Origin of the sequence: Bradyrhizobium pachyrhizi, from assembly GCF_001189245.1 — a bacterium.
GTDB lineage: Bacteria > Pseudomonadota > Alphaproteobacteria > Rhizobiales > Xanthobacteraceae > Bradyrhizobium > Bradyrhizobium pachyrhizi.
This window is the reverse complement of sequence record NZ_LFIQ01000057.1, coordinates 132,678-143,027: the sequence shown is the minus strand read 5'-3', so window position 1 is coordinate 143,027 and position 10,350 is coordinate 132,678. Positions and strand designations below refer to the sequence as shown.

The 10,350-nt window shown below is 66.0% G+C and carries 11 protein-coding genes; 4 read left to right on the top strand and 7 right to left on the bottom strand.

The features are described 5' to 3' along the window. Nucleotides 1–175 precede the first annotated feature (175 nt). The 5 genes from AKL29_RS11460 to AKL29_RS11440 all read right to left on the bottom strand — a co-directional run bounded on the left by AKL29_RS11460 (nt 176) and on the right by AKL29_RS11440 (nt 5,427). The gene (locus AKL29_RS11460) at nt 176–1,051 is read right to left on the bottom strand and encodes a DUF2076 domain-containing protein (protein WP_050384268.1); all 876 of its coding nucleotides are present in this window, start codon (nt 1,049–1,051) and stop codon (nt 176–178) included. Nucleotides 1,052–1,256: 205 nt separating this feature from the next. Continuing rightward, complete coding sequence (locus tag AKL29_RS11455) at nt 1,257–2,102, bottom strand: ChbG/HpnK family deacetylase (protein ID WP_028333033.1); 846 nt, start codon at nt 2,100–2,102, stop codon at nt 1,257–1,259. Then, nucleotides 2,099–3,145 (bottom strand): glycosyltransferase family 2 protein, encoded by a 1,047-nt coding sequence (locus tag AKL29_RS11450; protein ID WP_050384225.1) that lies wholly within the window; start codon nt 3,143–3,145, stop codon nt 2,099–2,101. Before AKL29_RS11450 ends, AKL29_RS11455 begins: the two co-directional genes overlap by 4 nt. A gap of 141 nt (nt 3,146–3,286) precedes the next feature. After that, nucleotides 3,287–4,264: an ATP phosphoribosyltransferase gene (gene hisG / locus AKL29_RS11445; protein WP_050384224.1), complete on the bottom strand. Its 978-nt coding sequence runs from the start codon at nt 4,262–4,264 to the stop codon at nt 3,287–3,289. After that, entirely contained in the window at nt 4,261–5,427 is a 1,167-nt protein-coding gene (locus tag AKL29_RS11440) for an ATP phosphoribosyltransferase regulatory subunit (RefSeq protein ID WP_050384267.1), read from the bottom strand. The genes hisG and AKL29_RS11440 overlap by 4 nt, the downstream gene beginning before the upstream one ends. A 171-nt stretch (nt 5,428–5,598) precedes the next feature. Here AKL29_RS11440 and AKL29_RS11435 point away from each other — a divergent pair, with 171 nt between their 5' ends. Then, nucleotides 5,599–5,916, top strand: a complete 318-nt coding sequence (locus tag AKL29_RS11435; protein WP_244481939.1) for a type II toxin-antitoxin system ParD family antitoxin — start codon at nt 5,599–5,601, stop codon at nt 5,914–5,916. Between the two features lies 1 nt (nt 5,917). Continuing rightward, nucleotides 5,918–6,220, top strand: coding sequence for a type II toxin-antitoxin system RelE/ParE family toxin (locus tag AKL29_RS11430; protein WP_028333038.1), 303 nt, complete (start codon nt 5,918–5,920; stop codon nt 6,218–6,220). A gap of 125 nt (nt 6,221–6,345) precedes the next feature. Here the strand turns inward: AKL29_RS11430 and AKL29_RS11425 are convergent, their stop codons facing one another. Then, entirely contained in the window at nt 6,346–7,098 is a 753-nt protein-coding gene (locus AKL29_RS11425) for a 16S rRNA (uracil(1498)-N(3))-methyltransferase (RefSeq protein WP_028333039.1), read from the bottom strand. A 447-nt stretch (nt 7,099–7,545) separates the two neighbouring features. On the opposite strand from AKL29_RS11425, the gene AKL29_RS11420 reads away from it, so the two are divergent. Continuing rightward, nucleotides 7,546–8,277 (top strand): hypothetical protein, encoded by a 732-nt coding sequence (locus tag AKL29_RS11420; protein WP_028333040.1) that lies wholly within the window; start codon nt 7,546–7,548, stop codon nt 8,275–8,277. A gap of 10 nt (nt 8,278–8,287) precedes the next feature. Next, entirely contained in the window at nt 8,288–9,220 is a 933-nt protein-coding gene (gene ubiA, locus AKL29_RS11415) for a 4-hydroxybenzoate octaprenyltransferase (protein WP_050384223.1), read from the top strand. Nucleotides 9,221–9,567: 347 nt separating this feature from the next. Here the strand turns inward: ubiA and AKL29_RS11410 are convergent, their stop codons facing one another. After that, nucleotides 9,568–10,092 carry a DUF6101 family protein gene (locus tag AKL29_RS11410; protein ID WP_050384222.1) on the bottom strand — a complete coding sequence of 175 codons (525 nt, stop codon included), beginning with the start codon at nt 10,090–10,092 and terminating at the stop codon, nt 9,568–9,570. Nucleotides 10,093–10,350 lie beyond the last annotated feature (258 nt).

The following is a 10,350-nucleotide window of genomic DNA, read 5'->3' as shown; positions in this document are numbered from 1 at the left end:
TCCCGGCGCAGGCCGGGACCCATACGCCGCGGCTTCTCGGCTCGAGGCGGTGTGGGTTGCCGATCGTGCGCAACAATCGAGATCGGTGGTTATGGGTCCCGGCCGGCGCCGGGACGACGTCGGAATCAAAACGGCTGCTCGATGAGAGCGGCCGTCTGTGTTTCAGGTGGGACGCTTACGCGTAATTGCTGTCGTCTCCGCCGCCGTCGAAGCCGCCGTCATCGTCATCATTATCGAAGTCGTCGGAATCGTGGTCGTTGTCGTTGTTGTTGTCGTTGTTGTTGTTCTCATTGTTGTTGTTCGACGCCTGGTCGAACAGGCCGGAGCGCGAGCCGCTATCGCGGTTGGAGCCGATGTCGTTGACCCCGGCGTCACGCGCGAGGTCGCTTGACGACTGGTCGCCGCCCCAAGGACGCGACCCGCCACCGAGGCCGCCGGAATCGGCCAGCGACTGGTGGCTGCCGCCACCCATCATGCCGCGGATGCTGGAGAGCAACAGTCCGCCGCCGACCACGCCGGCGGCGGCCGCCGCCGCGGTGCCGAGGAACGAGCCGCCACCGCCGCCCGGCGCGCCGCCGAACGCCGGCGGCTGCGGGCCGCCATAGCCCTGGCCGTAGGGTTGCGCGGGCTGGCCGTAAGGCTGGCCATAGCCGCCGCCGGCCTGCTGCATCGCCTGGCCCGAGTTCCAGACCGGGCGGCTGCCCGGATCGCGGCCGCCCATATCGGGCGCCCGCACCGGCGGCACCGAGCCGTGCTGCTGGCCCTGTCCGCCGAAGATCGCATCGCGCATCGAATCGAGGAAACCGCCGCCCTGCTGCTGGGCTCCCTGCTGCTGGCCGACCGCGGCCTCGAGTTCCTGGATCCGGTCATGGGCGCGCTTCAGCGCCTCGTCCTGCACCAGCGCGGTCTGCACCAGCGCGTAGACCGCATTCGGCGCGCTGCGCAGGCCCTGCATGATCGCGGACATGGCCTCGCCGTCGCGCGGGGCATTCTCCAGCTTGGCGAGCCGGTCGAAGAGATCGTCGATCAGTTGGCGTTCTTGCGGTGTCATGGCGTTCTCCATCGCGTCGATCGAATCGGCGCGTCCGAGATGTAGGACGGGGTTTGTGGCGCAAGGAGTGGGGGCCAGAATTAAATTTATGTATGCGACAATACGACCGGCGGCTTTTCGTGAACCTTGAGGGTTTTCGAGCGAAGCGGGGGGCCGGTTCGCGTGAAGAAAACGCGTCAAAAACAAGGGTCAGGCAAGTGTAACTTTATTCGAGTGTAACTTTATTCAGGGCCAGCAGCGCGGGGAAATCGTCGCCTGCAAGATAGGCATGCTCGGTCTCGCGCTGCGTCGTCAGCGGGTCGAGGCTCTTCAGCGTTTCATCGACGAAACCGGGATGGCACATCACAAGCCCGTCCTCCGGCATGCCGTCGAGGAAGCCCTGCATCAGCGCCGCGAAATCATTGCCGCGCGTAAAATCATAGGCGCCGGCGAAGGCCGGATTGAATCGCAGGCTTGCTCGCTGCGCCTTGATCCGGAACTGCGTGCTGAGCACGTTCAGCACCAGCGCCTTCGGCGCCGCCGCCAGCTGGCGCGCCAGCGGGCCTTCGCGGCCGCACTGCCGCACCCAGGCGTTGGGCGCGCGCTCCTTCACGGCGCGCAGGAAGCCGTCGCGCACCTGCGGGAACAGCTGCGCGTGCTGATGACCGTCGACGAAGTCGGGTGCGCGGCCGAACAGATCGTGGAAGGCGTCGAGCTGCGCCAGCACCTCGGCATGGACCAGTTCGGCGTCGAGCCGATGCATCAGGCCGGCGCGCAGCAGCCGCGGGAAGGGCAGGAACATGTCGCCGTCGAGCGGGCGGAAATGCATCGTCAGCGGCCGGAACGGTGCGGTCAACGTCACATGCAGCCCGATCGCGCAACGCGGGCTGCTCGCCACCGATGCCGTGAGTGCGCTGGCCGCATCGCGGCCGATCGCCGGCGTCACGGTCATCACCGACGTCGCATTGAGGCGGCCGCGCTCGATCAGGTCGCGGATCGCGCGGTTGACGCCGTCGCTCAAGCCATAATCGTCAGCACACAGCCAGATCCGGCGCGGCGTATCGGTGTTCATTCCGCGGCGGTCCGCTCGGAGGCATTTTGCGCCGCGCCGCCGTCGGCGTGCTTCTCGGTGTGCTCGGCGACGAAGTAGATCGGCCGCGCCTTCAGCTCGGAGAGGATCTTGCCGATATATTCGCCGACGATGCCGATCATGATCAGCTGCACGCCGCCGATCGTCATCATGCCGATCATCAGCGACGGATAGCCGGGGACCTGCTTGCCGGTGGTCAGCACTTCCCACAGAATCGAGAGGCCGAACAGGAACGCCGCGCCGGCGAGCAGCGCGCCGAGCAGGCTGGCAAAGCGCAGCGGCGCCACCGAGAACGAGGTCAGGCCCTCGATCGACAGGCCGATCAGCCGGCCGGCGTTGAAGGTGGTGACGCCGTGCGCGCGCGGCGCCGGCTCGTAGTCGACGCGGATCTGCCTGAAGCCGATCCAGCTGGCGAGGCCCTTGAAGAAGCGGTTGCGCTCCGGCAATTGCCGGAGGGCCGCGGCCGCGCGCGGCGACAGCAGGCGGAAGTCGCCGGCGTCCTCCGGGATCTGCTGCCGGGCGCCCCAGTTGATCAGCGCGTAGAAGCCGCGCACGGCCAGCCGCCGCGCGGCCGATTCATTGTCGCGATGCGCCTTCGCCGTATAGACCACGTCGTAGCCGTCATCGATCCAGTGTGCGACCAGTTGCTCGACCAGCGTCGGCGGATGCTGGCCGTCGCCATCCATGAACAGCACTGCGCCGCGGCGGGCGTGGTCGAGGCCGGCCATCAGCGCCGCCTCCTTGCCGAAATTGCGCGACAGCGACACCACCTGCAGGTCGAGCCCGTCGGCGGGCAGGCTGCGCGCGATCATCAGCGTGTTGTCGGCGCTGCCGTCATCGACATAGATCACCTCGCAGGCGAGGCCGTAGCGGGCGCGCAGCGTCTTGGCGAGGTTGATCAGCCGCTCGTGCAGCGCCGCAAGCCCGGCCGCCTCGTTGTAGACGGGCACGACGATCGACAGACCCTGCCCGGCGGCGGTCTTGGCGGTCGTGGTCAGGCTGGAAACGTCAGAGCCCAGCATCATCGGTCAGGTTCCAGAACTAGAGCGTTTTCGAGCGATGTGGCCTTCCGCCTCGCACGAAGACACCGCGTCAAAACGAGAGATCCCTCGAACACAATATGGTACCGCAGGGTAGCTGTCGCCAACATGAACGGCGTGGCCGCCTCATTGTCGCAGGAACGCCTCGAGCCTGGCGAACAGCGGGTTCTCGCGGTCGAACACGTAGTCCAGCGACACCACCGACACGGTTTCGGCGCCGTGCTCGCGCAGGAAGCTGCCGAGCGCGTAGAGCTTGCCCGGTGGGCAGTGCAGCGTAAGCATGCCCGACGAGGTCGGGCCGCCGAACGGGGCAACCACGCCGAAACGGTTATGCGCCTCGGAGAGCAGCGCATCATTGCAGCCGGCGAAGCGGGTGCGGACCTCGCGATACTTGCTGGCACGGGCGCGCGCCGCGATATGGTCGAGGATCACGCGCGCGGTCTCGCGGGCGCCCTTCGACCAGTCGGCATCCTTCGACGCCACCAGATTGGCCTGGCTGCGCAGCATGACGCCGTCGTCGAGCACCTTGAGCCCGTTGGCGGTGAGCGTCGCCCCGGTGGTCGTGATATCGACGATCAGTTCGGCGGTTCCAGCGGCGGGCGCGCCCTCGGTGGCGCCGGCGCTTTCGACGATGCGGTAGTCGCCGACGCCGTGTTTGGCGAAGAAGCCGCGCGTCAGATTGATGTATTTGGTCGCCACCCGCATGCGGTGATTGTGCTGCTCGCGGAAGCCCGATGCGACGTCATCGAGGTCGGCCATGGTGCGGACGTCGATCCAGGCCTGCGGCACCGCGACCACGACATTGGCATAGCCGAAGCCGAGGCCTTCGATCATCAGCACGCGCTTGTCGGCATCGGGAATGCTCTCGCGCACCAGGTCCTCGCCGGTGACACCGAGATGCACCGAGCCGCGGGCCAGATTGGCTGCGATCTCGCTCGCCGAGAGATAGGCGATCTCGACATTGTCGACGCCGGCGATGGTGCCGCGATAGTCGCGGGCGCCGCCGGCCTTCGACAAGGTCAGCCCGGCGCGGGCGAAGAAGCTTTCGGCGTTTTCCTGCAGCCGCCCCTTGGAGGGAACGGCGACGACGAAGGGCGTGCTCATTGGGCGGCTCCGAAGGAGGTGGCCTGGCCATGCCGGGTCATCGCCTCGATCCAGACCGAGAAGCCGACCGCAGGGATCGGGGCCGCCGAGCCGAGCTGCGTCATCAGCCCGTCATAGCGCCCGCCGGCGACCAGCGGTTCGGCGCCGTTGCCCTTGGCGTGCAGCTCGAACTCGAAGCCGGTGTAGTAGTCGAGGCCGCGGCCGAACGCGGTGGAGAACCGGGTCTTTCGGATGTCGATGCCGCGCGCGGCCATGAAGCCGATCCGGCTCTCGAGCTGGTCGATCGCGGCGGCAAGGTTCAGCTTGGCGTCGGCGGCGAGCGCGCGCAGCTGCGCGACCGCGTCGTCGGGATCGCCCGCGATCGCCAGGAAGCGCTTGATGGTCGCGACCGCATCGCGCGGCAGCGCGCCGCCCTTCAGCGTCGATTGCTCGAGGAAACGGTCGGCGATCTCGGCGACCGTGCGGCCGCCGACATTGGTGGTGCCGGCGATCGACATCAGATCGGTGACCAGCGCCAGCGCCGCCTTGCGGTCGGAGCCGGCCAGCGCAGCGAGCACGCCCTCATATTCGTTGCGGCCCGGTGCGGTCTTGAGCGTCAGCTGCTCGATGTCGTCGGTCAGCGAGACCTTGCGGTTGAAGTCCTTGATCAACCGGCGCCGCCACACCGGATAGAGGTCGAGCGCCTCGATCAGCGCGTTGAACAGCGCGACGTCGCCGGTGCGGATCTCGACGTCCTTCAACCCGAACGCCGTGGTTGCCTCCAGCGCCAGCGCCAGCATCTCGGCATCGGCCGCGGCGCGGTCCTGCCGCCCGAACGATTCGATGCCGGCCTGCAGGAACTGGCTCGGCGCACCGCCGCGATAACGGAACACGGGTCCGAGATAGCTGAAGCCGGCCGGCTGGCCGGCGCGGGCAGAGGCGAGGTAGTCGCGCGCCACCGGGATCGTGAGGTCCGGGCGCAGGCAGAGCTCCTCGCCGCTCGGGTCCGTCGTCAGGTAAAGGCTCTTGCGGATGTCCTCGCCGGAGAGATCAAGGAACGGCTCGGCCGGCTGCAGGATCGTCGGCTCGGACCTTTGATAGCCGGCCTGCGCGAACGAGGCCAGCAGCGCATCCGCCCAAACGGCGGATCCGGCGGCGGATCGTGGTGCGGCAGCTTCGGTCATCTCGACGTCCAACTAGGTCCGGACCAGGTTCCGGCGCGGGTTCCAAGGGTGGTTCGGGGCAGCCCTTACCATGGCCGGATCGGGGTTTCGACCGCGATCGGCCAAGTGGCTTAATGATTGCGTGCGTTAACGATTTTACGACGGCTTGGCTAGGCGAAACCGGAACGTTCGATGCTGATGGCAAATATTGCTAAAGTCTGTGGTCGCTCCCATAATTGGGGTAGGGAGAGTTCCACCATGAACATGAACGTCTCATTGACCGATGAGCTGAGCGAGTTCGTCAAAACCAAGGTTGCGAGCGGCCGCTACACCTCGGCAAGCGAGGTCGTGCGGGAGGCGCTGCGGATCATGGAGCAGACGGAAGAGGCGCGATTGGCGTTCCTTCGCAATGCCTGGGCGGCGGGACAGGCAAGTGGCGACGCTGGACCGGCTGATTTTGCCGAGATCAAGGCGCAGGGGCGAGCCCGGTTGAAGGCAGCGGGCAAGTAAATTGGGAGAGGTTCGCCTTTCCCGGCTCGCGCAGAGCGATCTCGCCGAAATCTGGCTTCTCATCGCATCCGACAAGGGGCCCGCGACGGCAGACCATTGGATCGATCGTATTGAAGCGCGGTGTGGTCAGTTGGCGCAATTCCCTGAATCGGGGCCGGCGCGTCCCGACATCGCCGATGGTGCGAGGATGCTGGTGATTTCGCGCTGGCTGGTGCTGTACGAGATGATGCCAGGCGGCGTGCGCATCATGCGCGTCATCGATGCCGCGCGGTCTCTTGGGGAGCTGGATTTGTCCGGCGAATAGACGGATTGCGGACCGCCATTCCGGCTAAAGCGCGATGAGATTAGGTTGAATCGTCATCGCGCTTTGGCCTTTTGTTTGAGCATGATCTTTTCGGAAAACCGCTTCGCACTTTTCCGGATCATGCTTTAGCCGTTACCTCTCCAGTCCCCCAGTGCGGCCTGCACCAGCGCAAGCGCGGCGACCGCGGCGGTGTCGGCGCGCAGGATGCGCGGGCCGAGGGCGAGGCGGAGGATCGCGGGCTGGCGCAGCAGCAGCGTGCGCTCTTCCTCGGCGAAGCCGCCTTCCGGGCCGATGAGGACATCGATCCCGGCATTCGCAGCCGTTGCCGCCGCCAGCGCCTGCACCGGGCTTTCGACTTCGGCCGCCTCGTCGCAAAACACCAGCAGCCGCGCCGGGTCGCGGCCTGCCAGGAAACGTTCGAGGGGCAGGGGGTCGGCGACCTCGGCAAGCGAGATGATCCCGCATTGCTCGGCGGCCTCGACCACATTGGCGCGCATCCGCTCGCCGTTGACCCGCGACACCTGGGTGAAGCGTGTCAGCACCGGCACCAGCCGCGCGGCGCCCATCTCGACCGCCTTCTGCACCATGTAATCGAGCCGCGCATGCTTCAGCGGCGCGAACACATAGGTGACGTCGGGCAGACGGTCCTGTGCGCGGGTCTGTGCCGCGACCGTCAGCGTGTCGGGGCGCTTGCGGCCGGAAATCCCGGCGCGCCATTCGCCGTCACGCCCGTTGAACACCAGCACGCTGTCGCCGGCGCCGAGCCGCAGCACGTTGCCGAGATAGTTGCTCTGATCGCGTTCGAGCGGAACGGTTGCGCCGGCGCCGAGTGGGGCGTCGACAAACAGGCGGGGGCTGCGGAAATCGAGTCCAGGCATGTCCGGCGGCTTCATTGCGGTGTGGCAAGTTTACCAAACTGCGCGACACCGTAATCCCGCGGACTCCTCAGGAACTCGCCAGCCAGGTAATATTGAGCGTCGATATATTGCTTCTGTCACCAAGTCATTTCTTTAGTCCAAGGGGCCGCTTGCACGCGGTCCCTTTTGCATTTCGGTCGCCCGCGGCGTGGGCCCATAAATCCAAACCGGGGCCTTGCCGAAAATCCTGTTCAGGCAAATTTGATGGTCCATTTTACCGCCGTTCGTAGCCTAAAGGCTTAGAATCGGGGAACAATTTAATGTGGCCGGTGTGGCCCTACGCCGCGCTGTCGCCCAAATCCACGGGTTGTTAAGGCCTCACAGGAATCGTAAAACGCCCCCAAAATTCGTTGCTTCGTTTTTGTTGCGCTGGGGTTGCCTGGACCTTTTGCCGGAGAAACACCCTCGATGATCCGCCGACTGATCGTGCTGACCGTTGCCGCGACCGCCCTGTCCGTGGGGCAGGCCGCCGCCCAGAGCGCCTTTCCGGCCCCGCTGCCCAATCAGCAAGGGAAGGCCGGCACCGCCTCGGATCCCGCGTTTCCGCCGGTCAATGGCATGCGTCCAAGCCAGGCCGGCACCGCCTCCGATTCCGCATTCCCGCCGGTCAACGGCGCGCCGGCGGCCAGGGTCGGTGCCACGCCCTCGGCATTTCCGAGCAATGGCGCGGCCCCCATCGCCGGTGGCGGGCTGTCGTCGCCGCCCCCGCCGGGTGCAGCTGGTGGTGCCGGCGACGCCTGCATGAAGAATTTCACTCCGCTGCGTGAGGATGCGGAGAAGCGCGGCAAGGCGATCAAGGCGGCGAGCGATCGCCACGCCAGCCCCCAGGAGGCCTGCAAGCTGATCGGCAATTACAGCCAGGCCGAGATCAAGATGATCAAATATGTCGACACCAACGCGGCGAAGTGCGGAATTCCGCCGCAGATCGCCGACCAGCTCAAGGCAGGGCACAAGAATACCGAAGCGCTGCTGAAGAAGGTCTGCAACGTCGCGGAGCAGGCGGCGGCGCAGCCGCGTGGGCCTGCTGGGCCGACCTTGAGCGACGTGCTCGGTTCGTCCGCCTCGCTGCCGGAAGCGACGCCGACCAAGAAGGGCGGCAGCACCTTCGATACGCTGAACGGCAACGTCCTCACCCGTTGATGGATCACCCATGAGCGATGTCTCCACCCGCGTTGCCGACTCCACAGGCAACTGGGTGGATACCCATGCGCCGGTCTGGACGCGGCCCTATCTGCGGCTTGCGCGCTACGACCGGCCGATCGGCTCCTGGCTGCTGTTGATGCCGTGCTGGTGGTCGGCGGCGCTTGCCGCCGGCGTCGCGCATGATGTGCGCTCGCTGCCGCTCGTGGTCCTGCTGTTCTTCATCGGCGCCTTTGTGATGCGCGGCGCCGGCTGCACCTGGAACGACATCACCGATCGCGATCTCGACGCCAAGGTCGAACGCACGCGGTCGCGGCCGATCCCCGCCGGGCAGGTCACGGTGACGCAGGCGGTGGTCTTCATGGTCCTGCAGGCGCTGATCGGGCTTCTCGTGCTGCTGCAGTTCAACCGCTTCGCGGTGTTGACCGGCATCGCCTCGCTTCTGATCGTCGCGATCTACCCGTTCATGAAGCGGATCACCTGGTGGCCGCAGGTCGTGCTCGGCCTTGCCTTCTCCTACGGCGCGCTGATGGGATTTGCGGTGACGCTCGAGCGCATCGATGCGACCGCGATTGCGCTCTACGCCGGATCGATCGCCTGGGTGATCGCCTACGACACCATCTACGCCCATCAGGACGCCGAGGATGATGCGCTGATCGGCGTCAAATCCACCGCGCGCCTGTTCGGTGCACGCACCCATCGTGCGCTCGTGATCTTCTATGGTCTCGCCGTGCTCTTGATCGGCGTGGCGTTCGCACTCGCGGGGGCGCGGTGGCCGGCCTGGATCGGGCTAGCGGCGTTCGCGTTGCATCTCGCCTGGCAGGTCCGGCGGCTCGACATCGGCGATGGCGCGCTCTGCCTGCGCATCTTCAAGTCCAACCGCGACGCCGGCTTGATCCTGTTCGCGAGCCTGGTCGTCGACGCGGTGCTGCGCGCGGCGTGATGACTTCGCAGGATGGGTGGAGCGAAGCGATACCCATCATTCTCGCCGCAGGACAAGAGATGGGTTTCGCTTCGCTCTACCCATCCTACGCAGCTCGAAATGACGGCGAGAGGTGCGACAAATCACGCATGCGCGGGTGATGACACCGCGTGGTGTGAGACGATGAATCGAGACCCATCCTCATCGTCGTCCCTGCGAAAGCAGGGACCCATAACCACAAATGGTTATTGGTTGACGATGCCGGAGCGACGAGTCCCTTCAACAACGAAAGCCGCGGCGTATGGGTCCCTGCTTTCGCAGGGACGACAACCGTTGTGAGGCAAGCTGCGTGCGAAGAAACGCCGAACTCAATCCCGCGCGATGATCTCGCGTTCGCCGCGATGTACGCTGGTGCCGTTACGGCTGACACCGGCGCGGCGGCGGACCAGGAATTTGGGTCTCCGCGCGCGGATCGCGTTGCGGCGACGGCGGCGCGGCGAGGGCGTCCGCGGCGCCGGCTCGGTCAGTTGCGGGAGACGGAAGATGTCGCTCCACATCTGCCAGGCGGAGCTGATCTCCTCGGCGTCCGAACTGGAGCCGAGCGGAATGCTGAGCGCGGGATCGCGGTGAACCAGCACCAGCATCTGCGCGTCGTCGATGCCGCGCACCGCGACGCCGAGAAAGTCGCTGACGCGAACATTGACCGCCATCCGCATGCCGAGAACGGCACGGCGCAGCACGACATGTTCGCGATGAAGCTCAACCTGCCGCATGCCGCCATCCGCACGCGCGTCCTGCGCGTGGAAGCTGAGCGGAAGGGAAAGAGGGTCGAGCCGCAATGCGCAGCTCGACCCGGCGGAATTGATTCCGCTTGTTGGTGTTTGACGCCTCAAAGCTCTGTCTCCCCGCCGGGATTTTGTTCCCGGTCGTTGGGTGAGAGCCTAGCCGAGCGATGTCCGTTCCCCCTTAAAAAGCCTGGTTAATCCCTCCTCACCTCGTGCCATGATTGACAAGAGGTTGGCCCGCATGATTGACGAAGCCTTGCCCCGATCACTCAAATCTTTGTTGCCTGCCGGCGCAAAGTGCTTGAAATCCCTGTGAAACCGGCACATCTGGTGGATCTGTCGACCTCGTTCCGGGCCCCCCTCAAT